This is a genomic window from Pseudanabaena sp. CCNP1317 (assembly GCF_034931345.1).
GTDB lineage: Bacteria > Cyanobacteriota > Cyanobacteriia > Pseudanabaenales > Pseudanabaenaceae > Pseudanabaena > Pseudanabaena galeata.
Genome location: NZ_JAYGIF010000059.1, coordinates 15,012 through 41,441, shown reverse-complemented (window position 1 = coordinate 41,441; position 26,430 = coordinate 15,012). Strand labels below are relative to the sequence as shown.

The following is a 26,430-nucleotide window of genomic DNA, read 5'->3' as shown; positions in this document are numbered from 1 at the left end:
AAAACCACAAAATGGCGTATCCATTTTGTCATTTGGTATAAGACAGTGCTTTGCGCTATATGGGTATTGCAAACAACTACTGTTTATATCCTATGGCTCTGTTTCTGCCTTGCTCTTTAGCCTTATATAAAGCGCGATCTGCTTTAATCAATAGATCTAAACTAGAAATATCCTCAGACTCCATACACGCAACCCCACAGCTTAATGTCACAACATTATTGGTCATTGAACTTTTATGAGGAATATTGAGGCTACGCACATTTACAACAATTCTTTCCGCTACAGCTAAGGCTGATTCATAGCTAGTATTGGGAAGAATCACTGCAAATTCTTCTCCTCCATATCGACCTGCAAGTTCGCCACTACGTACAGATTTATTAATGGCTTGTGCTACTAATTGTAAGCATTTATCTCCATCCTGATGGCCATAGCTGTCGTTATATAGCTTAAAGTGGTCAACATCACAAATGAGGACGCAAAGGTCTTGCTTTGTCTGAAAGTTTTTCATCAAAAAGCGATCAAAATAACGTCGATTGGCAATTTGCGTTAACTCATCAATATTTGATGCATAACGAAACTTTTCGCCAAGTTGAATAATCGAAATTACGCTACTCAATAAAAATGAAGACAAAGCAGGAAATATTGATAACCAAAAACTAAACAAAAAAGAAATATAACTAATTAAGACTAATCCCATCATTGATATGACAAGGAAGGTTAGGATGCCTGCAAAAAATTGGGCTTTGACAAAACTGCCTCCTCTCAGAAAGCTTGAAATGCCAGCTACACCAATAGAAGCCCATATAAGAACCCATATCCCTTCCACCCACTTTGGATAGGTCTGTAAAAATGGACGGTTATTTATGGCTCCATTAATAATTTGTGATATCAAATTGGCATGGATATGTACACCAGGAATTGATCCATAAGGAGAAAAGAAGAAATCTCGGAGACTTTCTGCGGTAGATCCGATTAATACAATCCGATTTTCAAACAGATTCTGTGGATATTTACCATCAAGAACATTTGTCATGGAAATTTCCTGAAAACATTCCGTCTGACAACGATAATTGAGCAAAATTTGGTATCCACCATTGTCAGTAGCACCATAACCAGTTTGGTGAGAACCTAATGGGGTAAATCTAGATTTTCCTAAAACAACTGTGTGATCTTTGTCAGAAGATGTGTCAGGAGTTATACCTTTGGAAGCCAAATAATTTAGGGCGATTTTAATTGAGAAGCTATAAATTATCTCGCCATTAGGCTTCTCTATAGACAGTAGTCCTCGTCTTACCGTACCATCCTGATCGACTACAGTATCTACAAAACCAACTTGATTTTTATAATCGATATAAGGCGGCGGTAAAACGCTCGGATTAACAAATTTTTCAGCAACAATTAGGTTAGGAGTAGCTTGAAAAACCTTTTTTAATTCGTCAAAACCTGGCTCTACTGGCAGATTTCGATATACATCTAAACCAATTACTCTTGGATTTCCTGCCTTGACTTGCGTAATTAATTTTGCAACTACATTATCTGGGAAGGGCCATCTCCCAACTCTTGCAAGATCACGATCATCAAAAGTGACCATGACTATGCGAGAGTCTAAACCTTCAGATGTTCTTAGTTGGAAAAGTTTGTCTAAAAATTTCAACTCTAATAGTTGAAACAATCCTAATACTTGTAGCGTGCAAATTAGAATCACGATTAAAACTGGAATCGTAAATATACTGGATTGAAGTTTATTTACGGTTCTAGGTATGGCTTTATTTAACAAGCGTAACGGATTCAGATGATTGAACGACATGATCTTTGAGCAGTTTTTCCCAAGCTTGAGAAATTGTTGAATTGTCTGGGGATTGCTTTTGCAATCGATAGAGTTCATTGATCATGTCATACCAAATGCCATTTTCACCATATATAGCTACTCGAGCAATTGGTGATGCATTTCGCAGCTTAGTGGTGAGGGCTTGAGTTGGGGTAGTGCGTTGCACCCAACCTGCGATCGCGGGGCTGTCTGGTCGGAGCGCTTTCCCACAGATGAATGTCATTGTCCATTTATATTTTTTATTCGCAATAAGATCGGGAGCTTGACTGGGGAAATTAATCTTAACAAATCCAACATCTGATGATAAAGGTGAAAAAGTTTGGTAAACTTGTTCGCCATCTTCACTTTCAAGACTAAAAAATATTTGCCTTGCACTGCTTTTTGTTTTAAATATCAAAATTTCTGGGCGACTAGAAGTTGTTAAACCATAGTTTGTCTGTGGCAATATTGGTGATGTTTTCTTGTTAGGTTGGGCTGAGTCGAACAAACAACTTTGGTCACGAGTTGCTGCTCCAGTTGTAGTTTTAGGCGCTCTACCACTGGGAGGCTTAAAATTAACTGTTTGAGCCAACATTACTTCAGGAGTAAAAGCCAAAGGCAGTAAAATAGCTGTTAATGTCGAAAGGCAAATCTTAGGCATCATTGATAACATCATTGATAAATTTAAGTACATCTTTAGTATCCTCAATCGAAAGAAAATATTTATAATTAATATAGGAATTCTAAATTATTTGAAGAAAAGAAAAGAGCATTAAGTCCTGTGTTATTAGCTTTATCTTTACTAATGTCCATTTAGGATTGCTATACTTAACGGCAGAAGATTAACGGCAAAAGACAAAGATCGGTAGAAATAATGATTTTTATCCTTGCTTTTTAGTGGGAGTAAAAGTAGTATTAGATACAATAACTAATATTAATCATAATCTAGCAATTAAAATTTAGCTATATCCAAAAGTTATACAAAAGATATATAAATCTTGAAAATCCCTATATCTATTGTTTGTTTGATACAATTTTCTTCCTAATAATATATTTATTTTATATAATTGTTTTTTGTAAGATAAGTGATATAGCAAAGCAAGTTTTGCTTAGGCCATAAAACCCAAGAAGTGAGAGGTGGCACAGATTACCACCCCTCACTTCTTGGGTTTTGGTTTGTACTAGCTAACTCTTTTTTTGCTATAGATAAAAGTGAACTATTTACTATAGCAATCCTAAATGAATCTAGAGAAGGTAAAGCTTATAACAAGCAGCTTAAGTACACTTATCTTTTTTATTGCGCTGTAAGAAAACTTGAGTTCGATATAGCCATTTGCGGCGTGCAAAGCACGCCGCAAATGGCGAAAAATGGGAAGAATCGCTAAGCGATTCTTCCCATTTTTCGCTTTCGTCGAACTGACGTTAAGAAAGGAATTAAGCAAGCCTTTCATTGTCATATTTTGTCATTAAGTATTGAAACTTAAAGCCAGCTACCTACTAGTACAAAAGCAGCCCAGTAATAGGGATGTCGGTATTGTGAATCTTTAAGTATTGAAAGTTGAGATTTTTGTAATGCTTCTGCTTTAGAAATAGTAGGTTGGCTGACGAGAATGTCATAGAAATTTGACATTAGCTGACTGGTTGAGTCATCGTTGACTGCCCATAAGCTACCAATCGTACTCCTCGCACCAGAGCGTATTGCAATACCAGCAAGTCCCAAGATGGCTTTCACATCACCTTCGGCAGTTTTACAAGCACTGAGTACAAGTAACTCTAGAGGTTGTTTGCGATTGTCGGTGCGATCGCGCAAAAAACTATAGAAATCTGGGACAGTGACGCGATCATCCCAAGCCAGAATAAATGTTGAGTCTGGATCGGAGCTAAACTGTCCATGCGTCGCTAGGTGGACTATAGCTGTCCCTGCCTCCGATAGACCTTTCTGTAAGTTGTTTTTAGTAAAATTGCTATTTAATTCTAAGTCAGTGGGAATTTGCTTGGAGATTTGGTTAGCTTCAAACTTTACCCCTCTTAACTCAGTAAAACCTTGCCTAGCTTCTGAAAGTCCGCCTAGCCAAACTTTCAGTTGTCCTCGATCTAGCGGCTTTGCTCCTAATATTTGGAGTCCTGGGGTTAAAGCCATACTGTACTTTTCGATCGCATATTGCTTGCCATCATACAAAGCTGCCATGGGCAGATTTCGCAATGAGCCATCCAGAACAAATACTAAATTTTTGATTTGCTTTTCGGCGAGGGCTGTTTCTGAAGGGCGGATGATCAGGTCGTATAGTTTTTGCGATATTTTTAAGCGAATACGGTCAGAAAATGCTGGGTTCAGAGCTTGAAGAAATTGATCAGCACTATCATCTAATTCTGTCTGCGATATATTCGAGGAAAAATACTGTAGAGGCTCTTTAGGTAATGAGAGGATCAATGCTAGGCGATCGCTTAAGATTGCTGAATAGATCACTGCGGAATTGGAGTCAACAGCATCAATTTGCTGTGGTTGGATATCGAGACAAGCTGCTCGAAAGAAATTTTCTAGTTCTACGACTTGCAGTGACTCAAGGGTAAGCCGCGCTTGGATCAGGTTTTCTTGAGATGGTTTATCGCTTTTTAGTAATAGAGAGACGAGTTCACGATAAATTGGCTCGATGCGATCGCGAAAGGCAAACTGAACTTCTGGAGATGTCGCAACTAGCTCTCGACGCAGGTTTTGGATATTCTGCACAGCTTGGCGATACGCCTCAATTGCGAGGTCAGATTTGCCCTGTTTGTTTAAGATGCGACCTGAGAGCCATTGCCAACGATAGAGTAAATCATCGGCGCTTATTGATTGAGCAAGCAATAGCGCCCGTTGGGAAAGCTGATAAGCCTCCGTAAGTTGTTGATTTTGTTCGTAAAGTCCACCTAAAGCACCAATTGCAAAGGACTCGGCTCTGCGGTCTTGAATGGATTGAGCCTGCCGCAACGCGACAGTTAATAACTCGGCAATCCTTGATGTGGTAATTGGACGAGCATTTGCATCTTTAATCTTCATCAAGCATTCGCTCAAATTGATGCTCAGATAAACACTGCGACGGCTAGGCTGCAATTTCGTCAGCTCTGGTTCGATCTGTTGCCATAGTGGTTGAACTTGTTGGAGACGATCGCTTTCAACGAGCAAACTTAAATTTAAAGCCTGTGCTTCTAAGCGCAGAATGCTTACAGGCGAAGTTTTTGCGGCTTGTTCATATTTTTGTAAAGCGCCATCTATATCTTTGATAAACCTGAAGTTATTGCCAATGCTGATTAATGTGGCACTGCTCTCGGCAGGATTGTTTAGGTTTTGAGCGATCGCTAAGCTTTGTTCGAGGATTTTTTGAGACTTGGCAAGATCTCCAAGGGTCTGTAGGGTCGTGCCGAGGCTATGCAGTGCTACAGATTTAAGGAGTGAGTCTGGTTGCTTTTGGAGACGTAATTCGATCGCTTCTAATTGTTCGCTCGCTAGACGAAATAGCCCTAAAGCTTGCAGTGCTTGTGCTTGATTGGTTTGACTTCCTAATAGCCCAATTTCGTCATCGAGTTGGGTGTATCGTTCCGCCGCTATTTTCCAATTGTCTAGGGCAGCTTGGGGATTGCCCATAGCAAGTCGCAGGCTACCCTGTGTATTGCTGATTCTTGCCGCGATCGCTAGTCCTTCTTTACTCGCTAATAGTTGTCTATCCAGTAAATTTGCACTCTGGGCTATCGTTTCTTGAGCTTGATCCCACTCGCCAAGTTCTTGATAAGCCATTGAGAGATAATTTAGGCACAGCGCCTCATTTAATTGAGCGCGTAATTTTTCAGTTACGGTATTTTGGCGAAGACGATAGGTGAATAGAGCTTTTTGCCATGTGGCTACGGCTTCGGTAAGGTTGCCTTGTGCATAGAGGCGGCTTCCTTGCTCTAGCAATGAAGGCTGATTGGACTGGGATAATTGCGTTGATAGGTTGTTGGGATTATCCGCAGTTTGGTTACGGGTAGCGATCGCAGGTTGGATAAATGCGATTGAGCAGTAGGTAGCGATCGCCAACATCAACAGGAATGTCAGTTTCTTTTTATTAATTATTTGCCAGAACTTTCGAGCAGTAGCGATCGCAAATTTCATGTTTTTTATCTCTATCTATTTATTTGGATTTGTAGGACAAATAACGGGCGATCGCCACACTGGCTCTGATGGCGAGTCCGCATAGGCTAATAGTTTCAAGTTTCCATTTGCATCTTTTTCCCATCCTTGGGCTTCGATTTGGGGGATAGGTTGCGTGGCAACTGGTTGAGTGGACTGAGTGGCAACTTGATTTGAAGTGGTTTGAGCCGTGGGGTTTGATTGTGTCGAGGGGATCTCGGACAATCGTAAATCTCGCCAAATCGCCTGACTGGAGATTGTTTGGGTGGCATCAGTTGGAGCGCCGCCACGTCCAGTAGAGATTAGCTCATTACCTCGAAAGCGATCGCAAGCCGCCACAATTTGGTTATTGGTATCGGTTAAGTTATCAGGAAGTTTGACTAAACCTCGGCTGAGATCGTTATCAGGCGATCGAATTTCCACCAGCCCATTAAATTGTGTGCCTAAAGCTGAGGTTGCCGTAATGTCACTGAAAGGAGTCAAGCGATTCAACGATTGAAACCCGATCACACCTTTAGCGGTGATAATCACTTGTCCACCGAAGCTATTCAATGAGTTAGCAGTGATATTGCTATTTTCTAAGGGAACTGCCACCAAAAAGTCGGTGTTAATCCGAATGTTTCCACCTGTCGCATTACCTAAGGCATTGGTGGAGATACTGCTCGCATTTCGCAAAAGTGTCAGTGTGGAGTTTATGTTAATGTTGCCGCGAGAACCACTCAACGAATCAATATTTATCCGTCCACCATTAAGCAAGATAGATGGCGAAGTAATGGTAATGTTACCCACTGAACCACTTCCAGGGAAGGTGGTACTATTACTGCGAAAGTTGCTTGCACTGATAAGACCACCATCACGTACAGTCAATTGATCGCTATTAACGACAATATCGCCTCCATTTCCCGTACCAAAAATAGCATTGGCAAATAAACCACTGCGTCCCCGCTCAACCTGTCCAGAGATATCGATTAACTTCGCATTCACCACTAAGTTCCCTGCGTTGCCACTACCAGCAGTCCCAACAGAAACCTGCGCTCCGTTGTTAATAGATAGATTGTCTGATGTAATTGTCAGTATGCCCCCATTTCCTGTTGAGCCTGCTTCTGCTGCGGATGAGATACCTGTCGGAGAATTATTAGTCCCGAATAGGCTGATGTTTTTTGCGATAACCTCTAGATCACCTGCATTACCCCTTCCAAAAGTACTAGTTATGAGACTCGCACCATTCAAGATTTGCAGGTTATCAGTAGTGACTGTAATTTTGCCACTATTGCCCGTCGCCGTTCGGCGCAGAACTTGAGAGAGTATACCACTGGGATAGAAAGCTGGAAGAATAGCAGATCTCCCCGATAAAATTATTTCACTAGCATTAACTTTGATCTCACCAGCATTCCCAGCACCCAATACCCCAGCACTAATTTGCGCTCCGTCTATCACTTCTAATTTTTTTGTAGCGATCGTAATATTGCTGCCATTTCCCGTAGAAGTTGATGATGTGTCTGTAAATATACCACTAGCGAAAGGGCGGTTAGATTCTCCCCTTGCTGAGAGAAGTTCGGTAGCGCGGACAAATATCTCTCCTCCATTGCCATTTCCTAGGGATGAAGATAGCAGAACTGAACCATTATTTAGGGTTACTTGTCTACCTTGCACCTGAATGCTGCCTCCACCATTGATCCCGCTTACATCCACTAAAGCAGCTTGCTCCAGTCGAATATTGCCAAGATTAGGAGCATTATCGTAATTTAATAGCCATCCACTAGCAGTTTGCGCGATCGCCACAAATCCGCTCCCCACAACGCTGCCAAGTTCGATGCGTCCACTATCTGCGGTCAATTTTGCGCCTTGAAGATTTATATCTCCACCAACAAAAGCCAAAGTACGCCCACTTGATACACCCAAAGGTGGGTTGGGAAATCGCAAAATTTCTAGAAAATCAGGGGGTCTATAATCTAGCCCAACGCCGAGACCCTGTGCGGCGATCGCGCCATTAGTTGTGCCGTTAAACTGTAAGCCAACGGGAGTACTTACTAATAATAGAGGTGAGGTTGTTTGTGTACTTGCATTAGCTCTAAATTCACTCCCATCTAGAAATCTAACGCTATTAGCTGTAGTCGCTAAAAATGAGCCTCCTATGTCCAAACTCGCATTTTGCCCAAAAACGATTCCATTAGGATTAATCAAAAACAAGTTGGCATTATTGGCTCTAATTACCCCATCAATGCTAGATATATTACCTCCAGTTATCCGAACTAGAATATTTTGAATAGCGAGTGGATTATCAAAAAATGCTGTCTCACCATTAATTAAGGAAAACTGGCTAAAACTGTGAAACAAGTTAGTATTTGCTGCTGTCCCTCCTGTAATAGTGAAAAGTGGTCCTCCACCAACAATAGAATTAGTTGGCAAAGTAGTATCAGGTACAATTTGTGCAAATACAAGTTCAGGAATGCTAATTACAGAAAGATTAGCTATGGCAAAGCCCAAGATCGTCATATTCCCAAAAAAGTTTTGCCATAAAATCTTCATATTAATAAAACCTTTATTACGTAACGCAATTTATCTATTATTCTGGTACTTCTATATCAACTTAAATTTAATTTACTGCAACGAAATAAGCCATTAGCTTTTAATATTATTGCTATATGTTGTATAGCAATCTTAAATGTGTTGTGAGAGTGCGCCCCAAAGGGGCTTACTCTCACAACCCTCCAAATCTTACAAATCATTTAGGATCGCTATATAGCGGCTCTAGTTTGGTTTGAAGAAACATCCCCTAAGGATCGCTGTATTGCTGGAAAATTAGTTTTGTAATCACTAGCAAAACTTATATGTGAGGAGATATATCTAGATGCAGTTACTGTGGAGACGCATGTTTTTTTGCGGACTGATCGCTATATTTGGTTGTTTGTTAGAAGATAATTCTATTTTAGCTCAATCTACTATACCGTCAAATCTAGTTCCATCTGTGCCTGTCCGACCAGAAGAATCTCCACGACGACTACCTCCTGTTGACCAACTACTAACTCCAAACAGTCCTCAAGTCGAACCAAATCGGGAAATACCTGACTCAACCAATACTTTTGTTGTGCAGGAGTTTCGAGTAATTGGTAGTACTGTGTTCTCGGCAGATGAGTTAGCTGCGGCTGTAAAGTCTTTTACTAATCGTCCCATCAGTTTCAGTGAATTATTGCAAGCAAGGGCGGCGATCGCTGATTTATACATTCGTAACGGATACATCACATCAGGCGCTTTTATCCCTCCTCAAGAGACGAATAATGGCAATATCACAATTCAAGTCGTTGAAGGTAAGCTCGAAGAAATTCAGATCACAGGGACAAATCGCGTTAATCAAAGCTATATTCGCTCGCGTCTAGAGATAGCAACGGGCGCTCCTTTAAACCGCGATCGCTTGCTCAATGCTTTGCAATTATTGCAGCTCGATCCTTTATTCTCGTTTGTTTCTTCAGAACTCAAAACTGGCTCACAACTAGGAACAAGTATCTTAGCGGTTAAGGTTGACGAGGCAAATTCCTTTAATGTCAGGGCAAGCCTTGATAATTATGCGTCTCCTAGTGTTGGGCAGTTATCGCGACAGATTGAAATAAGCGATCGCAATTTACTGGGCTTAGGAGATCGCATTATCGCCACCTATGGCAATACCGATGGTCGAAATCAGTATAATCTCAGCTATACATTGCCAGTTAATGCCTATAACGGAACCTTGAGCTTTTTGTTTAGTAATACCAACAGCAATGTGGTCGAATCCGAATTCAAAATTCTGGATATTTTCTCCAACTCTACAAATTACGAATTAACTTTTCGCCAACCACTCGTTCAAACTCCTGCCCAAGAATTTGCTCTCGGTTTGACCGCATCTCATAGCGACAGCTTTACAACCTTGCTCAAGTTGCCAATTCCCCTCTCCGCAGGTTCGGATGATTTCGGTAAAACGAAGCTCTCAGCTTTACGTTTTTTCCAAGACTATACGCAGCGTAGTAGTGAGGATGTGATTGCCTTGCGATCGCAGATTAGTTTGGGGCTAGGTGGTTTTCTAAATTCTACGGTTAATCTCAAATCACCAGATAGCAGTTTTGTCGCTTGGCGTGGACAGTTGCAATACATTCGGGCTTTGGCCGAAGACACTTTGCTGATCGTGAGTGGCGGACTCCAGTTTGCCGATCGACCTCTGCCAGCCGCAGAAAAATTTAGTCTGGGAGGTTCTCAAAATGGTCGAGGTTATCGACAAGATGTTCTAGTTGGCGATGGGGGTATGAATGTTTCCTTAGAAGCAAGATTGCCGATTGTGCGTGTTCCAGAATTACAAGGACTGTTGCAACTTGTGCCTTTTATTGATTTAGGAAGTGTATGGAATAATGAAGGCTCTGCTTCTACTAGCAACTGGATACTAGGAACAGGATTAGGACTGCGTTGGCAGATGGGTGATCGGCTTACCGCAAAACTAGATTACGGGTTACCCCTAATTTCCATAAGGAATAATCGTCAAGACAGTAGCATCTATTTTTCACTGTCATACAAACTATTTTAACGTCAGTTCGATGAAAGCTAAAAATGGTAAGAATCGCTAAGCGATTCTTACCATTTTTAGCCATTTGCGGCGTGCTTCGCACGCCGCAAATGGCTATATCGAACTCACGTTATTTTAGTTTCAGTTCAGGTTGTTTGATTACAGAGCTTATAGCTCAAAACTAAAAGACTTTTTGAAAATATTGCGATGCAATATTTTCAAAAAGTCTTTTGCGGTTCGTTTTGAGTTATGAAATCTGTAAATCAATATGAGGTTGAATCAATTTACCACCATCCACACAACCATTCAAGTCCAGGAGGACATCCCCTGCTGGAGTATTCCTCTGATTCTTCGCCATCTTCCTCTCCTTTTTCAGCGATCTTCAGTGGGGGATGCTCTGAGATTTGAATAGACTGTAATTCTATGTTCGTATTGATATTCTTAGGCTGAGAAACTGCTAAAGCAGCAGTGCTGAAAGCGATTAAAGTAGAAGCTGCGATCGCAGAAGCTGATAGTAGAGAAGATATTTTCATGATTAACCCCAGTAATTTTACGATTTAATTGCAAGAAACATAACTTAGAATCAATTTAGTAATTATTTTGATTCTCCCCCGACCCGACACATATCTAGAAAATCCAGTTCCAATCTCTATTTCTTTAATAGATTTAGAGAATAGTAGAACTCGGAAACTTGTAGTAGAACTTGACTACGAAATTACTATATTCTACTCAAATAGTTATTGTCTATACTAAAAAGTTATAAGAAAGTTATTAGTAATTGCCAAATCAGAATATTAAAATAAATTAGCCTAAAATGCTCATGAATACTCAGGGTTACGTGGAACTCAGATGATGAACCTCTTGCTGCTAGCATAACAGGGCAACCACGGGGGGCTTGCACCCACCTGTAAATTTCAGATATTGTAGGGACTACGCCACAGGGCAAGCCCTAGACTTACGCCATCGCAAGAATTCCTTCCACGTAACATCAGTGTCTAAATCTACTTTTTGTCGTTAAGAGTAGTTCATAGAAAATTCTCATCTTACACGGCTTAAAATAACGTGAGTTCGATATAGCCATTTGCGGCGTGCTTCGCACGCCGCAAATGGCGAAAAATGGTAAGAATCGTTTAGCGATTCTTACCATTTTTCGCTTTCGTCGAACTGACGTTAAAATGAGGATTATTGATTTTTAATGGAAAATCTTATGATTTTTTCTGTTGGCGATAAAGTTTCTCATCTATGCATTGCCCTGCAATTATTTAGTATTTTTTCAGCATGAGCAATCAAACATTTTGAGTCATTAATCAATCCCTGAGGAGAGTATGTGACTTTGCGGTTACTCATTAGTTTTTTAGCTTCAGCAATCAAGTACTTTGATTCATCAATTAATGCTTGATGCGATGGTGATTGTATGAGCGTCTGAGAATTTTCATGTTGTGAATGAAAAAATCCCTCGCTAGTAGAGCGATCCATCATACGGTTAGAAATATCAATATTTGCGTTTGGACGAACTTCTGCTTTGTTGTAATTCATAATATTTATCTAATTTTTTAAGTGGTGTTACAGTTTTAGGACTTACGCAGTAGCCCTGCAATAAATTGTGGTCTGAAAGCTTAAACCCGTTTAAACGGATTGATTAGAGGGATTCTTTTAGTCTGCTAAAGTTAAGAACCAATCTAGCGCACAGCCCACAAAGAAGATGAATCGCCTAACCACCATGGAGTGAATGAGTCACCTAGTAATTGAGAACTATCAGAAGTAGAAGATGTTTGAGATTTATTGCTGCCAAGAACAACATTCGACTTGGTTAGCTCAGTACCAAACTCAAGCCCTTGGCTGATTTGTTGTTGATCCAAGATTGAGAATAAAGTGTTCTGAAAATTTAGAAGAGGCTGAGCAAATCCTAAATCATTGATGGTCACATTGTCGGTCAAGTATGAAGCCCAGATTTTGCCAGCCATCTCAAATGCAGCCATTTGAGTCTGGGATACGTCTTGTGCGTAACTAAAATTAAATCGCATTACCTTCCTGCCCCAGAAATTCGTAAGTTGGATTCCCCCCCCCAACATCATTCTTTAAAAGACAATGGACAAAAAAAAGTATATAAATTAAAAGTATATAAATTAACTGAGTTAATAGCTAACTGACCTAATTTCACAAATACGATAACGCGGACACAGATCTGTTGTCACTACCAAAAAGTTATCAGAAAGTTATATAGCAATCCTAAATAGGTTAGTGCGCCCCTTCGGGGCGCACTAACCTATTTAGGATTGCTATATCAGTAGCTAGGCATAATTAAAGATGAGTGGCGGCGCGAAGCGCCGCCACTCATCTTTTTGGTTTTATGTCCTAAGCAAAACTTACATTGCTATAGAACAAATCAAAGCCCAAAAGATAAAGTGGTGGTGCTTTGTGCCACCACTTTATCTTTTGGGTAAGAAAAACTTACATTGCCATAGCCCAGAATTGGAGAGCTATAGCAATGTAAGACATTTATTGGTAATCTTGCGTTAACTTAAAGCAACATAAGTTCGGCAAAATCTCCAGAAATATCGATCGCAAAGTCGCGTTACTTACAAACCTATAATTTTTTATGGATGCTTTCAATCCAACACCTCCAGAATGGGTCGAAAAGGCTACACATGCTAACGGGTTTTGTTGCCCTAAATGTGGGCTTCCACCTAGCAAAGCAGAAGCAGTGTGGATAAACCGCCGATCGCCTGTTTATACCGAAAACCATCAACGCAAATGGCAAGAGTTTTATAAATGTGATTGCCAAGCAGTTTGGTGGGCTTGGAGCAACGATCGCCCACCTTCAGAATTTAGCGATCGTGCTATTCGGAACACCTTTGACGACGATTTAATCTGAGCCAATGAAATCTCAAGTTGTCCTAGTGCTAGCTTTATCTTTTGTGGCGGGAGCCTATGCCAGCTTTTTACCAGATTGGACAGGTTTTTATACGGTTTTTGGGCTAGGTTTTGCCTTATCTTTGGTGGTTCCTGTCATTTGGCGATTGGGTCCAAAGCGTTGGGTTTATTTACTAGCAACATTGTTAGCGGTTTTTGCTTGTTTTTATATAAAAATTCGCACTCCCCAACCCCAAACTGACGATATTTCTAAATATGCGCCGTTGTCCAATGCGATCGTGCGCGGACAGGTAATCGAAGCACCTAGCTTGACGCGCAGCGAGAGGGCAAAGTTTTTGTTAGAGGTAAAGGAGATTAATACCTCTGGAAAACTCGACCTTAAAGAACTTACGCAGAATCCTGCGGCAAATCCCAATAGTCCCGAAGTTAAGCCCGATGAGGCTAATAAATTTGTAGCGGCTTCTGGAAAATTGTATGTGACAGTGCCATTGATTGAGGTGACAGGGTTACGCTCAGGTCAAGCCGTTGAGCTTTTAGGAAGATTGTATTTGCCCAATAGAGCTGATAATTTTGGAGCCTTTGATTTCAAATCCTATTTAGCTCGTCAAGGTGTATTTGCGGGGATGAGTGGGCGATCGCTAGTAGAGCAAGGTGATGCGCCAAGCTTTGGCGAATGGTGGTTTGTGAGTCGGATTGTCCGCTCCCATGTGATGGGGGCTGGTGTGCCAGAGGGTGCATTGCTTAGTTCATTGGTATTGGGTAGCCGAGCCGTAGATTTGCCAAGCGATCTGAAGGATGCTTTTATTCAAGCAGGATTGGCGGCTGTATTAGCAGCTTCAGGATTTCAGGTGACATTGGTACTAGGTGCAGCGATCGCCTTAACGCGCAATAAATCACTCAAATTCCAATTTGTGATTGGTAGCCTGTGCTTAGTGGGATATTTACTATTAACTGGTGCAAGTCCGTCGATTTTGCGAGCCGTGGTGATGGGCTTTGGCAGTTTGATTGGTCTAGTGGTGCAACGCCGCAGCCGTCCTGTGATTGGGCTAATTGTTACGGCTGTATTGTTATTGCTTTATCAACCGCTTTGGATTTGGGATTTAGGTTTTCAGTTTAGTTTTCTCGCTACATTCGGACTACTGACTACCTCACGTTCAATTTCCGAGCGTTTAGAATGGCTACCGCCCGCGATCACTGAATTGCTTTCTGTGCCGATCGCCGCCTATATCTGGACATTGCCTTTACAACTATTAGTATTTGGCAAACTCTCTCCCTACAGCTTGATCGCCAATGTCCTGACGACACCATTAGTTTCTATATCCACCTATGGCGGACTTATTAGCGGTGTCTTAGGAATTATCTTTGTGCCAATTGGAGCCGCGATCGCTTGGTTCCTCTATCCATTACTACATTGGATGATTAATCTAGCTCAATGGCTAAATACTTTACCCAATGCAAGTACTAGTGTTGGGGCGATCGCACTCTGGCAAATGTTAGTTGCCTATGCTTTATTCATCGCGATTTGGGTAGTGCCTTGGTTTGGCAGGATGCAGCGTTGGACGATCGCCTTTGTTTTAGCTTGCGTAGTGCTATTTATTCCCAATGCGGTCGCTCAGGCTAGCGCATTTCAAGTGACATTACCAGCATTTAATGATGTGCCGATTATGTTGATCAAAAATCAAAATCAAACTGTGTTAATTAACACTGGTGATCAACAATTTGCTGGCTTTACATTGCAACCATTTTTGCAGAAGTTGGGGGTTAATCGCATTGATTGGGCGATATCCACCGATACTCAGCCCGATGTTAGCGATGGCTGGAATACTTTGGTATCTGGCTCAGTAGCGATCGCCCAGTTTCGTGATATCAGTCTTGGTGTTACCCCAAAACCCTATCAAAATCTGCAACAAGCCCTTGCCAATGCGAAAACTCCCCTAGCTTCCCTTAAGGCTGGGGAAACCCTGACGATTAACAATCAAGTGGAAATTCAACTACTCAACCAATCCCCTGATGTGATTAAAATCAAAACAGGGAAGCTATCTTGGTTACTACTACCAAATGCAGATCCCAAATCTCAACAGGCGATCGCTGCAAAAAAAGAGCTACTTCCTAAACTATCAGCAAATATTCTCTGGTGGACAGGGAGTCAAATTGAGCCAGCTATTTTGCAAGCCATCAATCCTAAAATTGCGATCGCCTCAGCAACGAGTGTTGTGGAAGCGATGGTCAATCAACTCTATGAAGCTAAAATTAGAGTATTTTGGACAGGTCGTGATGGCGCAATTCAGTGGACTCCTGATAAAGACTTTCATACTCTCCGCGATCAACAGGACACGAGATCGCCAATCTAAATTGCTGATCTAAATCATTGTGCATCTAATCAATTTAACTAATCCAAATATATGAATAAGCGATCGCTAATTTTCCCGATTATTCTGGCTAGCCTTACATTTACAACTTTACCTGCGGTGGCTCAATATACGGGACTAGGTAAAGATAGTGTTGATCCTGCAATTCTCAAGCGCTATGCTCCCCCTGCATTACCACCAACAGTGACGCGACCGATTGAGTCGATTTTGGATGTGCGATCGCCGGGTTTAGGCATGGTGACACCCGATGGCAAACAGATGTTTTTTACTTGGGGAATTACAGGCACGGTGCAGGTATGGCGACTGGATGGAGCGCAAAAATTTCCTGTACAAGTAACAGGAGGACAGGATGCCACCACCATTTCAGGGATGACTCCCGATGGTAAATATCTCTTACTATCCCGCGATCGCCAAGGCGAGGAAAATCCGGGATTATATTTGCAATCCACTAAGGGGGGCGAGTTAGAGGAAATTCAACATTTAGCAGGGGTAAGGACTTCACTGCAATATATCGGTAATGATTCGCGCACGATTTACTTCAGTGCCAATGATATTAAGCCCGACTCAGTTGTAATCTATCGCTACGATTTGCAAACTAAGAAGAAGGTGCAAATTTCTGGTGGCGATGGCATTTGGTGGATTGCCGATGTGTTTGTCAATCCAGAAACAGGCGATCGCGAGAAGTTTCTCTTTGCTAAAGCAACGGGCAGTCTATCCCGCGAATATTACGAATATGATGTCAAGACCCGCCAAACTACACCACTGCTTGGTCAAAATGAGCAGGAAGAGTATGGAGTTAGTTACGGTGTTAGCAAAGACGAATATCTCGTATTAACTCCCAAATTTGGAGAATTTCGTCGCCTTTATCATTACAAAGACAAAAAATTTACGCCAATTACGCCAGAACTAAAAGCAGATGTATCTAACTTTGATATTGATGATCAGCGTCAGCGCATTCTTTACTCAATTAACGATGGAGGTTACACACGCCTTAAAGCGATCGCGGCAAATACCTTTGAGGAAATAAAATTACCTGAATTTGCCAATGCCGATCATATTTATACAGGCTCCACCACTCGCAATGGTCGCTTTACAACTATCGGGGTGGAAACTGCCCAAGCCCCACGCCTCAGCTATGTTTACGATTGGCAAACTCAGAAACTCACTCAATGGGTATTACCTAGTACGCCCGAAATCGACACCAGCAAGTTTGCCAAGGCTAAGCTCGACAACTACACAACGCGGGATGGCATATCAATTCCCATGTTTGTCTATAAATCACCGCAATGTGAAAATACTGCTCAAAAGCCTCTGGAAAAGCCTTGTCCTGTGGTTGTGCATTTTCATGGGGGGCCAGAAGGGCAGAGTACGGCTGGATTTAATCGGTACGCCCAGTTATTTGTGAATGCAGGGTTTATATTTGTAGACCCAAATGTGCGGGGTAGTGATGGCTATGGCAAAACATGGCTGAACGCTGATAATGGACGCGATCGCCTCAAGGTCATCACCGATATCGAAGATGCATCGATTTACATTCGCAAAAATTGGCAAATTAACGGGATCACTCCCAAAATCGGCATCGTTGGCGGTAGCTATGGCGGTTATGCCGCGTTGATGGGTATGTCTAAGTTTGCAGGCAGTTATGATGCAGGTGTATCGATTGTTGGCATTAGCAATCTGCTCACATTCTTAAACAATACTGCCCCCTATCGCCGCATTTTAAGAATTAGTGAATATGGTGACCCTGTCAAAGATCGCGAAGCTCTGATTAAGTTATCCCCTGTGACCTATAGCGATCGCATCAAAGCCCCATTACTCATCATTCAAGGGGCAAACGATCCCCGCGTCCCTGTTGGTGAAGCCATCCAAATCCAAAAAATCCTCGAACAGAAAAAAATCCCTTCGCAACTAGTAATCTTCCCCGATGAAGGTCACGGCTCCAGCAAGCGCAGTAACCAAGTCCTAGAGATTGGCTACACTCTCAACTTTTTCAAAAAGCATCTACAAAACTAGTATCTAACGATTGGAGAACAAACTTTGTTTGTTCTCCAATCGATTTACTTACAAAATTTCTCTTTTTTCTCAAATAGAGCAATGCCAAAGTTATACCAAATCTTCTCAAGGCTTTTGGCGATCGCTGTAGCAACCTCTGTGATTTTCGCAACTAGGCAACCCTGTCAAAAAGATGTAATAATTTGTAACAGAATTAACAAGCGATCGCATATATCTCGATCAACTCGATCAAAATTATGGAACCCGAAATAACAAGTACGGAAACTGAAAACATAGAAACAATCAACGCGGAAGTAGTTGCCCCAGCCATAGAGGAAGAACTACACCGCCACGAATGTGGAGTATGTGGATATATATATGAACCATCCATTGGTGATGCTAAGCGAAATATCCCTGCTGGCACTGCCTTTGAGAGCATTAGCGCCGATTGGCGTTGCCCAGTCTGCAACACCAAGAAAAAAGCTTTCTCAGATATTGGTGTCGCCGCCAAGCCCTCAGGCTTTACCGAAAACCTTGGCTATGGATTTGGCGTAAACGTCCTCACCCCAGGACAAAAAAACTTACTCATATTTGGCTCTTTAGCCTTGGCAGTAGCATTCTTTATTAGTCTCTATGCCCTAGATTAGTTTATTCATCAGCACTTTTATTTAGCATTATAACCTTCATTATTCTCGACCAATTTTTATGAAAAAAAGCATAAAACGATTCCTTAGCTCCTTTTCGATCTGTGTATTACTTGTTTGCCTAACATTATTTGGCAATATCCCTAGCGCCTTGGCAAGTACTGGTAGCTGGCACAAAGTTGATCTCCCCGTGGCAATTACGCCTCTCGATCTATGGTTTGACAAATACGACCCAAATCATGGCTGGCTAGTTGGCACTGACGCAACTTTGCTCGAATCTACCGATGGCGGTAACACATGGGAAGAGCGCAAACTCGATCTTGGCGATAGTATTTATCGCTTCTCGTCAATTAGCTTCTCTGGTAATGAAGGCTGGATTACAGGACAGCCAGCACTCTTGTTGCATACCACTGATAGCGGCAAATCTTGGTCACGCATTGGGCTTAGCTCAAAGCTCCCTGGTGATCCCTTTGCGATCGTTGCCCAAGGTAGTAACTCGGCGGAAATGGTCACCGATTTGGGCGCAATCTATAGCACTCAAGATGCTGGACAAAACTGGAGAGCCTTAGTTACTCAGGCTGTTGGTAATGCCCGTAACCTCAACCGCAGTGCAGATGGACGTTATGTGGCGATATCAGCAAATGGTAACTTTTATTCCACATGGCAACCCGGTGATATGACTTGGATTCAACATAACCGTAATAGCTCTCGCCGTGTCCAGAACATGGGCTATACCCCTGACAATCGCCTCTGGATGTTGAACCGTGGCGGACAAGTCCAATTTAGTGAAGTTGGTGAATTTGATACATGGGAGAAAAAGCAAACTCCTAAAGAAGGGGGTGGCTTTGGGTTGCTGGATCTTGCCTATCAAGATGAAAATAATGTTTGGATCTCTGGTGGTAGTTCACGCTTGATCCATAGTGAAGATGGCGGCAAGACTTGGAAACGCGATGAGTCAACAGCTAATGCAGGCGCGAACCTCTACAAGATTTACTTTTTCTCAAGCGATCGCGGTTTTGTCATCGGACAGAATGGCACATTACTCGCCTATTCACCAGATTAAATAAAAATCTCGATAAAAAAGGTTGCAGTACAAAGTACTTCAACCTTTTTTTTATCGAGATTAAACTAAACAACACTTTTAAAAAATTTCTTACTTTGAGTTTGAGCGCAAAGCGCTATTAGGAGATAAAACCTAAGAAGGGAGTGGCGGCGCGAAGCGCCGCCACTCCCTTCTTAGGTTTGCAAAACTTACATTGCTATATATGTTCAATTTCACCTTTCGATTAAAGAGAACTAGAGCTAGATTTGGAAACGTAGAAATTTCTAACCCTTGAGTTGTATGGCAATTCCTCAACATTTGACCAAGATCGTTGCCACCATTGGACCCGCAAGCCGATCGCCTCAAGTCTTCCGCAAGATGGTCGAGACAGGTGTCAGAGTGGCAAGGCTGAACTTTTCCCACGGTAGTTATGCTGATCATGCCCAAACCATCACCATGATCCGTGAAGTATCAGAAGAATTAGATATTCCGATTACGATTTTACAAGATTTACAAGGACCAAAAATTCGGGTTGGTAATTTGCCTGCTACAGGAATTGAGCTAATTGAAGGCAAATTTATCACGCTCGTACCAATGGATCAGTTTCAGCAGTTAGAACCTATTTATGCTGATGCGATCGCCATTGATTATGCCTATATTGCCGAAGAGGCTACCATTGGCACACAGATTCTATTAGCTGATGGCATCTTTGAACTGAGCGTCAGTGGACTATCGGGTAATGCTGTCCATTGTGAAGTAGTCAAAGGTGGAATACTCACTAGTCACAAGGGCGTAAACTTTCCTAGTTTAAATTTGCGCTTGCCATCCATGACCGATAAGGATCGGCAAGATCTTGCATTTGGTTTAGAGCAAGGCGTGGATTGGATTTCACTTAGCTTTGTCAGACAAGCAGCCGATGTGAAACTACTTAAAGATCTGATTACTGAATATGGAAAGTCAGTATCAATTATTGCCAAAATCGAAAAGCCTCAGGCGATCGTCAATCTGGAAGAAATTCTTGCCGTTGTCGATGGGATTATGGTGGCGCGGGGTGACTTGGGCGTGGAAATGCCACCAGAACAAGTTCCGATGATCCAAAAGCATATTATTCGACGCTGTAACGAAAGTGGTATTCCTGTAATCACAGCTACGCAAATGCTAGAGAGCATGATTCAGAATCCACGTCCCACTAGAGCCGAGGCGAGCGATGTCGCCAATGCAATTATGGATGGTACTGATGCAGTAATGCTCTCAGGCGAGTCGGCAGTGGGCGCATATCCTGTGCAAGCAGTGGAAATGATGACCAGAATCGCGGCGGAAGTCGAGAAAGACGCTGTTTTCACTAACTATCCTGCATCCAGAACCGACGAAGTTCATGCCATTAGTGAAGCACTGCATGTGATTTCTGATGTGATTGATTTTCGCTGTATTGTTGCCTTCACAGCTACTGGTTATACCGCAATTCTCGCTTCTAAAGAACGTCTCAAAACCCCAATCATTGCCATCACTCCCAATATTAATGTTTATCATCGGCTGAACTTAGTTTGGGGGGTAAAGCCTTTACTAGTCGATGAAGAGGTGAGTTCCTTCGAGATGGTTCTGCAACAGGTAGAGTCTTGTTTATTAGAGCGAAATATTGCGGCAAAAGGCGATCGCATTTTGATTATTGGTGGTATCCCGATGGGCATACAGGGAGGAACCAACTTCCTGAAAATACATATTCTATAAGCCCTAAAAAGGGTTCGCTTTGCGAACCCTTTTTATTCATCTTCCTAATGCGTGGAGAGCATTTATCGCATCCGCACATTTTTGAGTGTAAGCCTCAAGAGTCTGGCGATCGCTTGCCTCAGGTGGTGGAATTAGCTCCCCGATCCTGACGGTAACAGGTTGAAATAACTTCGGGAACTTTGCTCCCTTCGGTAAAATTGTTTCCGTTCCCCAAATACTAATCGGTAAAAATGGAGCTTGAGTCTTTGCCGCAATCATCGCCGCTCCTAATTTTGGTTCTGTCACCCTTCCATCTAATGTGCGTGTCCCCTGCAAAAAAATACCCGTTGCCCATCCCTTCTCAATGGAAGCGATCGCGGCTCTAATGGCGGCGCGATCGCCTGCCCCCCGTTTCACAGGATAAGCACCAAACGCTTGAATTGCTTGACTTAGCACAGGTATTTCAAATAATTCTTCTTTTGCCATAAAAGCGACAGGACGACCCATACAACTACCAACGATGAGAGGATCGAAGTCACTAGCATGATTACTGACGACGATCAGATGACCAGTGAGTGGCACATTTTCAGCACCATAAATTCGCTCTTGATAAAACAAATACAGCAGTGGTCTAACTACCAACCACTTGAACATTTTATATAACAAGGGATTTCCACCCCTATCTTTGACAATGTTAGTTGCATTGTTTGGATCAGATTTTTTTAGTTCAGAGCTTTTAGCATTTTCCATTTAACAAGTTCCTACAACATTTCTATGACCAACAAATTGAAATCCTAATAGAAGCAATAGCGTGAACTCTTCTATTAAAGTTAAATTTGCTGCCATTGTTCAGGCGTATAAGTTTTGAGCGATAGTGCATGAATTGTAGTTTGCATCTGATCGGATAAGGCTTCATAGACCATGCGATGCTGTTGCATCATCGTTTTGCCAGCAAAACTAGCAGCAACCACGATCGCGTCATAATGACCACTGCCAACTGGGGCATTCATCCGTCCTTGATGGTGTTTATGCAAATCACTACGATCTTCAATTTCGACAATTGTTGCGCCGATTTTTTCTTGCAAAATAGTTTTGATTGTTGATGTTGCATCCATGTTTTTGCTATGGCAATGGTTTGGTCTAAATTACTATATCGTTTTGTAAGCCCCCTCTATAGTGCTTTGCACTTACCCCAAAACAAGAGTTTTTTGAAAGTGTAGCTTAGTATCACTTTCAAAAAACTCTTGTTTGTTTAGTCAAATATCTATAAGCCGCCAGCAATTGACACTATAAAAATCGATTTTTTGAAATGCAGATATTTCTACAAGTTTACTATTCTTGATACACAAGCGATCGCCTCTCGTAGATTGAACGCGCTATTATTAAAGTGATTTCAAGCAACGATGGAAAAACATTATGGACATACTTTTTAGCTTTGTAATCGGTGCTGGTGTCTTCTTTGGGCTCGGCAGTTCATCGTTTAAAATAGTCAACCAAGGTGAAGAAGCATTGGTGGCCTCCTTTGGTAAATACAAACGCAAACTGCCTGCTGGCCCCCACTTTATCTTGCCTTTTATTGACAGTGTAAGCTACAAAGGCTCAATCAAAGAGCAGGTACTAGATATTCCACCACAACAATGTATTACCCGCGATAACGTCTCAATTACCGCCGATGCTGTGATTTATTGGCGAATTGTGGATATGGAAAAAGCTTTTTATCGTGTAGAAAACTTGCGTCAAGCAATGGCAAATATTGTATTGACCCAAATTCGTTCAGAGTTGGGACGATTAGAGCTTGATGAAACATTCACAGCCAGAAACAAAATCAATGAAATTCTGTTGCGAGACCTCGATGATGCCACCGATCCTTGGGGCGTGAAAGTAACAAGGGTGGAGTTGCGCGACATCTTACCTGCTAAAGCTGTGCAGGAAGCTATGGAAATGCAAATGACCGCAGAGCGCAGAAAAAGGGCAGCGATTCTCAACTCTGAAGGCGAACGCGAAGCGGCCGTTAATCAGGCAAAGGGCTTAGCTGAGGCACAGTTATTAAATGCTGAAGCTTCTCAGAAATCGGCGGTTCTAGAGGCAGAGGGGCAGAAGCAGTCACGTATTTTGCGTGCTGAGGCGGAACGTCAAGAGCAGGTTCTTAAAGCCCAAGGTACATCTCAGGCGATGCAAGTACTATTGCAGTCGATGAAGGGCAATCCTCAATCTCAGGAAGCACTGCAATTTTTGCTAGCCCAGAGCTATATCTCAATGGGTACAACCATCGGCTCAAGTGGCAGTAGCAAAGTGATGTTTATGGACCCGCGATCGCTGCCTTCGACATTAGAAGGCTTAAAGTCAATTGTGGATAACCCAGAAGCGGGAGAATGGACTAAGTAAACAAAAAAGGCTCGCTTTGCGAGCCTTTTTTGTTATACCGATGGACTTATAGGAATGCGCTTGAGCATATGATATTTGCATCCTGCGGCAAGAATATGCACACGCAAGTTATGGATTGTTAATGGAGCCGTGCCACTAACCCATAGTTGGTTGCTATAGGAAACTTCACCTGGATCGACTACGGTGACAGTGCCACGTCCCAAAACACGCATGGTATTGTTTGGCTCAAAAATAGCCACCGTATCTTCATCGATACCAATGCCAATTTTGTCAGGATGTGCGGCGATCGCCGTCATCAGTCGAGCCATCCGATTACGATTATGAAAGTGCTGATCAACGATGATTTCAGGCAGGATACTTAAGCCAGTACTCATATTGACCAGTTCCTTATGTGGAGACTCGCCACTACTGCCTCCAGAAATCATGTGATAGCCCATTGCGGCTGCACCTGCACTTGTCCCAGCTAAAACTAGACGCTTTTCATCAATTCGCTTGGCGATCGTGATCGCAAAGGGGGTATCAGCAATCAAGCCGCAAAGACGCAGTTGGTCGCCGCCAGTCATAAATATGCCTGTAAACCGATCTACTAAAGCCTCTGCTTCGGGATAATCATCACGAGGACGCTCACGAATATCTAGTACTTCTACTGCACTTGCGCCGAGTTCAGTAAAAATATCGTGGTAAATTCGTCCAATAATGTCAGGTTCTCTTGAGGCGCATGGAATTATAGCAATGCGAGCTTGGGAGCCACCAGAATTTTCTACAAAGGCTTTGAGAATTTTGCGGTCTTGGACTTTATCCTCTCCACCACCAATTACCATTACCGCCGACTTAATAATTTGAGTCATGCCCCTATCTATTGCCACATCTTCATCTAAGTTCAGCATATTAGCAGATTGGTCAACAAATTTTTTCAGGCGATTGATTAGGTTCACGCCTCGACTCAGTTTTTGCTCTTGCTGACTCGCCAATGGTTTGAATTACCTCCATTGATGCTTACATGGCTAGCAATATGGCTAAACCTAGTCAGATTGTATAACTTTTGTGCTGTTAAAGACTAGTATTTCATCAAGTAATACCAATTCACGAAAGTGTTGTCACACTTCTATGAATTAAAAACCAAACCCAGTAAGGGTTTTTAAATTAAGAAATGGCTATGCCATTTCTTAATTTAGTATCCGTACAAAATAAGGTGGGCAAAGTACCTAACTTACTTTTGTACTTACTTAATCATTTTGCCAACACTCACGGCTAACTAAATCACAAATGCGATCGCGTAACAGATATTGATGATCTTCTAATTCTCGTTCGATCTGACACCATTCGCGATCGCGAAAGAAGCGACAAAGAGTATGAATTGGTTGACTCCGTGTAAGTCTTCCGCTTTCGAGCAAATGTCTTGCTTCGTCTTGAATAGCGCCGATGGAGTAGTACAGTGATTGCAACATAACCAAACTCTCTGTATAGGTTTTTGCTAAATAATTTGTTTGATAAATTCAGTGATCTGCCCAATGACTTGAACTTATTTAAGCTGGAACTTATACCTGTTCACGAAAGTGTTACAACGCTTTCGTGAATCAAAAAACAAACCCAGCAAGGGTTTTTAAATCTAAAAAAGGCGTAGCCATTTTTAGATTTGGTATTATTTAAAAAATAATTGAAGTCTGTGATGCAGAATACAGTCTTTAATTATCTTCGCACGGAGTTTTTGCTACTACATAAAAGTAAATGAAACTCAAAGGAAAAAAATATTTCTTGTTAACGTCAGTTCGACAAAAGCGAAAAATGGTAAGAATCGCTAAGCGATTCTTACCATTTTTCGCCATTTGCGTCGTGCGAAGCACGACGCAAATGGCGATATCGAACTCACATTCTTGTTAGAACCCATAGATGCGCCACAGCGCATCTATGGGTTCTACACTTTCTGAACAAAAGTTTTGCCAAGCAGTCCTTGGGGGCGTACAAGTAAGACGATAAACAGTAAAGCAAAAGCTACAGCATCTTTATAGGCTGACTGATCGGAGGGGACAAAGGACTCAGCTAGCCCTAAGATAACGCCACCAACGACGGCTCCAGGGATATTGCCTAGCCCACCTAAGACAATTACGGCTAGTCCTTTTAATCCAAAGCCAATCCCAAAATAGGGGCCAGAAATACTGACACTGGAGCCAACTAGAGTTCCTGCGAGACCACCTAAAAAACCTGAGACGAAAAAGGTAAGCAGAATAAAAAAGTCGGTGTTTATGCCCAAAAGACTAGCAGTAACTGCATCTTCAGCCACGGCTTTCATAGCTTTGCCCAGCTTGGTGAAATTAATCCCATAGGTGAGAATTGCTAAAATTAGTCCTGACACTCCAAAAATGACAATTTGGACGGTGCGAATGTTGATTGGTTTATCGATTGTGCCGAAATTTATCGCTGGGGGCAAGCTACCGTAAATATTGGCAGGGAAGTTATAGCTTTCTGCTCCCACCAGATATTGGATTGTATTGACGATGACTACGGCTACGCCCAAGCTAGAAACTAAGGTAAGCAAGGGGTCAGCGTGGCGATCGCGTAAAGGTCGGAAGGCGACGCGCTCGATTAGGACACTTACTCCTCCTGCGAGGATGCTGCTGATGAAAATGGCAACAAAAAAAGGTAAATGTAGTTCTTTGGGTAAAGATAAGTTGGCAAGGAGTCCATTAAATCCAAACGCACCGCCGCACAGTACATAGGTAAAATAGGCTCCGAGCGTAAACACTGCACCATGGGCAAAGTTAATGATTCCTAAAATCGAGAATACTAATGTGTAGCCGAGGGCAAAGATGGCGTAAACACTGCCTATCGACAAGCCATTTAAAAACTGCTGTAAAAATACCGAAAAGTCCATGCGAGGTTTTATGGGTTTTTTAAAAAATTCTACACTTGCGATCGCCACTATCGCGATCGCCGTAAC

Annotated in this window: 20 protein-coding genes; 8 read left to right on the top strand and 12 right to left on the bottom strand. The window is 42.2% G+C overall.

Annotation, left to right across the window (positions count from 1 at the left end; genetic code table 11):
- Positions 1-76: 76 nt before the first annotated feature.
- The 4 genes from VB775_RS12690 to VB775_RS12675 form a co-directional block, all read right to left on the bottom strand.
- Positions 77-1,807, bottom strand: coding sequence for a CHASE2 domain-containing protein (locus VB775_RS12690; RefSeq protein WP_281005864.1), 1,731 nt, complete (start codon positions 1,805-1,807; stop codon positions 77-79).
- A complete protein-coding gene (locus VB775_RS12685; RefSeq protein WP_281005865.1) occupies positions 1,767-2,501 on the bottom strand; it encodes a DUF928 domain-containing protein in 735 nt (244 codons plus the stop codon). Before VB775_RS12685 ends, VB775_RS12690 begins: the two co-directional genes overlap by 41 nt.
- 786 nt (positions 2,502-3,287) lie before the next feature.
- Positions 3,288-5,933: a CHAT domain-containing protein gene (locus VB775_RS12680; protein WP_281005866.1), complete on the bottom strand. Its 2,646-nt coding sequence runs from the start codon at positions 5,931-5,933 to the stop codon at positions 3,288-3,290.
- A gap of 15 nt (positions 5,934-5,948) precedes the next feature.
- The gene (locus VB775_RS12675) at positions 5,949-8,480 is read right to left on the bottom strand and encodes a filamentous hemagglutinin N-terminal domain-containing protein (protein WP_281005867.1); all 2,532 of its coding nucleotides are present in this window, start codon (positions 8,478-8,480) and stop codon (positions 5,949-5,951) included.
- A 322-nt stretch (positions 8,481-8,802) separates the two neighbouring features.
- Here VB775_RS12675 and VB775_RS12670 point away from each other — a divergent pair, with 322 nt between their 5' ends.
- A complete protein-coding gene (locus tag VB775_RS12670; protein WP_281005868.1) occupies positions 8,803-10,500 on the top strand; it encodes a ShlB/FhaC/HecB family hemolysin secretion/activation protein in 1,698 nt (565 codons plus the stop codon).
- A 263-nt stretch (positions 10,501-10,763) separates the two neighbouring features.
- Here the strand turns inward: VB775_RS12670 and VB775_RS12665 are convergent, their stop codons facing one another.
- From VB775_RS12665 to VB775_RS12655, 3 genes are all read right to left on the bottom strand, one after another.
- A complete protein-coding gene (locus VB775_RS12665) occupies positions 10,764-11,012 on the bottom strand; it encodes a hypothetical protein (RefSeq protein ID WP_281005869.1) in 249 nt (82 codons plus the stop codon).
- Positions 11,013-11,715: 703 nt separating this feature from the next.
- Complete coding sequence (locus VB775_RS12660) at positions 11,716-12,015, bottom strand: hypothetical protein (protein ID WP_281005870.1); 300 nt, start codon at positions 12,013-12,015, stop codon at positions 11,716-11,718.
- 143 nt (positions 12,016-12,158) lie between these two features.
- Complete coding sequence (locus VB775_RS12655; RefSeq protein WP_281005871.1) at positions 12,159-12,458, bottom strand: hypothetical protein; 300 nt, start codon at positions 12,456-12,458, stop codon at positions 12,159-12,161.
- A gap of 620 nt (positions 12,459-13,078) precedes the next feature.
- On the opposite strand from VB775_RS12655, the gene VB775_RS12650 reads away from it, so the two are divergent.
- The 6 genes from VB775_RS12650 to pyk all read left to right on the top strand — a co-directional run bounded on the left by VB775_RS12650 (position 13,079) and on the right by pyk (position 21,128).
- Entirely contained in the window at positions 13,079-13,354 is a 276-nt protein-coding gene (locus tag VB775_RS12650) for a hypothetical protein (protein WP_281005872.1), read from the top strand.
- A gap of 4 nt (positions 13,355-13,358) precedes the next feature.
- On the top strand, positions 13,359-15,704 hold the full coding sequence (locus VB775_RS12645) for a ComEC/Rec2 family competence protein (RefSeq protein ID WP_281005873.1): 2,346 nt from the start codon (positions 13,359-13,361) through the stop codon (positions 15,702-15,704).
- Positions 15,705-15,755: 51 nt separating this feature from the next.
- Positions 15,756-17,735, top strand: a complete 1,980-nt coding sequence (locus tag VB775_RS12640; protein WP_281005874.1) for a prolyl oligopeptidase family serine peptidase — start codon at positions 15,756-15,758, stop codon at positions 17,733-17,735.
- A gap of 236 nt (positions 17,736-17,971) precedes the next feature.
- Positions 17,972-18,361, top strand: coding sequence for a rubredoxin (locus VB775_RS12635; RefSeq protein ID WP_190582044.1), 390 nt, complete (start codon positions 17,972-17,974; stop codon positions 18,359-18,361).
- A 58-nt stretch (positions 18,362-18,419) separates the two neighbouring features.
- On the top strand, positions 18,420-19,421 hold the full coding sequence (locus tag VB775_RS12630; RefSeq protein WP_281005875.1) for a photosynthesis system II assembly factor Ycf48: 1,002 nt from the start codon (positions 18,420-18,422) through the stop codon (positions 19,419-19,421).
- A gap of 279 nt (positions 19,422-19,700) precedes the next feature.
- Positions 19,701-21,128 (top strand): pyruvate kinase, encoded by a 1,428-nt coding sequence (gene pyk / locus VB775_RS12625; RefSeq protein WP_281005876.1) that lies wholly within the window; start codon positions 19,701-19,703, stop codon positions 21,126-21,128.
- Positions 21,129-21,164: 36 nt separating this feature from the next.
- On the opposite strand, the gene VB775_RS12620 is transcribed toward pyk, so the two are convergent.
- Both VB775_RS12620 and VB775_RS12615 read right to left on the bottom strand, forming a co-directional pair.
- Entirely contained in the window at positions 21,165-21,761 is a 597-nt protein-coding gene (locus VB775_RS12620) for a lysophospholipid acyltransferase family protein (RefSeq protein ID WP_281009418.1), read from the bottom strand.
- A 176-nt stretch (positions 21,762-21,937) separates the two neighbouring features.
- Positions 21,938-22,222 carry a BolA family protein gene (locus VB775_RS12615; protein ID WP_281005877.1) on the bottom strand — a complete coding sequence of 95 codons (285 nt, stop codon included), beginning with the start codon at positions 22,220-22,222 and terminating at the stop codon, positions 21,938-21,940.
- A gap of 301 nt (positions 22,223-22,523) precedes the next feature.
- Between VB775_RS12615 and VB775_RS12610 the strand changes: the two genes are divergently transcribed.
- Positions 22,524-23,492: an SPFH domain-containing protein gene (locus VB775_RS12610; RefSeq protein ID WP_281005878.1), complete on the top strand. Its 969-nt coding sequence runs from the start codon at positions 22,524-22,526 to the stop codon at positions 23,490-23,492.
- A 32-nt stretch (positions 23,493-23,524) separates the two neighbouring features.
- Here VB775_RS12610 and VB775_RS12605 read toward each other — a convergent pair whose 3' ends face one another.
- From VB775_RS12605 to VB775_RS12595, 3 genes are all read right to left on the bottom strand, one after another.
- A complete protein-coding gene (locus tag VB775_RS12605) occupies positions 23,525-24,463 on the bottom strand; it encodes a cyanophycinase (protein ID WP_281005879.1) in 939 nt (312 codons plus the stop codon).
- Positions 24,464-24,718: 255 nt separating this feature from the next.
- The gene (locus VB775_RS12600) at positions 24,719-24,940 is read right to left on the bottom strand and encodes a DUF4327 family protein (RefSeq protein ID WP_281005880.1); all 222 of its coding nucleotides are present in this window, start codon (positions 24,938-24,940) and stop codon (positions 24,719-24,721) included.
- Between the two features lie 467 nt (positions 24,941-25,407).
- Entirely contained in the window at positions 25,408-26,364 is a 957-nt protein-coding gene (locus VB775_RS12595) for a branched-chain amino acid ABC transporter permease (RefSeq protein ID WP_281009419.1), read from the bottom strand.
- Positions 26,365-26,430 lie beyond the last annotated feature (66 nt).

What these genes read in the sequence shown, in the direction of transcription:
- VB775_RS12690 (WP_281005864.1), bottom strand. Translation starts at nt 1,807, where the DNA reads ATGTCGTTCAATCATCTGAATCCGTTACGCTTGTTAAATAAAGCCATA.
- VB775_RS12685 (WP_281005865.1), bottom strand. Translation starts at nt 2,501, where the DNA reads ATGTACTTAAATTTATCAATGATGTTATCAATGATGCCTAAGATTTGC.
- VB775_RS12680 (WP_281005866.1), bottom strand. Translation starts at nt 5,933, where the DNA reads ATGAAATTTGCGATCGCTACTGCTCGAAAGTTCTGGCAAATAATTAAT.
- VB775_RS12675 (WP_281005867.1), bottom strand. Translation starts at nt 8,480, where the DNA reads ATGAAGATTTTATGGCAAAACTTTTTTGGGAATATGACGATCTTGGGC.
- VB775_RS12670 (WP_281005868.1), top strand. Translation starts at nt 8,803, where the DNA reads ATGCAGTTACTGTGGAGACGCATGTTTTTTTGCGGACTGATCGCTATA.
- VB775_RS12665 (WP_281005869.1), bottom strand. Translation starts at nt 11,012, where the DNA reads ATGAAAATATCTTCTCTACTATCAGCTTCTGCGATCGCAGCTTCTACT.
- VB775_RS12660 (WP_281005870.1), bottom strand. Translation starts at nt 12,015, where the DNA reads ATGAATTACAACAAAGCAGAAGTTCGTCCAAACGCAAATATTGATATT.
- VB775_RS12655 (WP_281005871.1), bottom strand. Translation starts at nt 12,458, where the DNA reads ATGGCTGCATTTGAGATGGCTGGCAAAATCTGGGCTTCATACTTGACC.
- VB775_RS12650 (WP_281005872.1), top strand. Translation starts at nt 13,079, where the DNA reads ATGGATGCTTTCAATCCAACACCTCCAGAATGGGTCGAAAAGGCTACA.
- VB775_RS12645 (WP_281005873.1), top strand. Translation starts at nt 13,359, where the DNA reads ATGAAATCTCAAGTTGTCCTAGTGCTAGCTTTATCTTTTGTGGCGGGA.
- VB775_RS12640 (WP_281005874.1), top strand. Translation starts at nt 15,756, where the DNA reads ATGAATAAGCGATCGCTAATTTTCCCGATTATTCTGGCTAGCCTTACA.
- VB775_RS12635 (WP_190582044.1), top strand. Translation starts at nt 17,972, where the DNA reads ATGGAACCCGAAATAACAAGTACGGAAACTGAAAACATAGAAACAATC.
- VB775_RS12630 (WP_281005875.1), top strand. Translation starts at nt 18,420, where the DNA reads ATGAAAAAAAGCATAAAACGATTCCTTAGCTCCTTTTCGATCTGTGTA.
- pyk (WP_281005876.1), top strand. Translation starts at nt 19,701, where the DNA reads ATGGCAATTCCTCAACATTTGACCAAGATCGTTGCCACCATTGGACCC.
- VB775_RS12620 (WP_281009418.1), bottom strand. Translation starts at nt 21,761, where the DNA reads ATGTTCAAGTGGTTGGTAGTTAGACCACTGCTGTATTTGTTTTATCAA.
- VB775_RS12615 (WP_281005877.1), bottom strand. Translation starts at nt 22,222, where the DNA reads ATGGATGCAACATCAACAATCAAAACTATTTTGCAAGAAAAAATCGGC.
- VB775_RS12610 (WP_281005878.1), top strand. Translation starts at nt 22,524, where the DNA reads ATGGACATACTTTTTAGCTTTGTAATCGGTGCTGGTGTCTTCTTTGGG.
- VB775_RS12600 (WP_281005880.1), bottom strand. Translation starts at nt 24,940, where the DNA reads ATGTTGCAATCACTGTACTACTCCATCGGCGCTATTCAAGACGAAGCA.
- VB775_RS12595 (WP_281009419.1), bottom strand. Translation starts at nt 26,364, where the DNA reads ATGGACTTTTCGGTATTTTTACAGCAGTTTTTAAATGGCTTGTCGATA.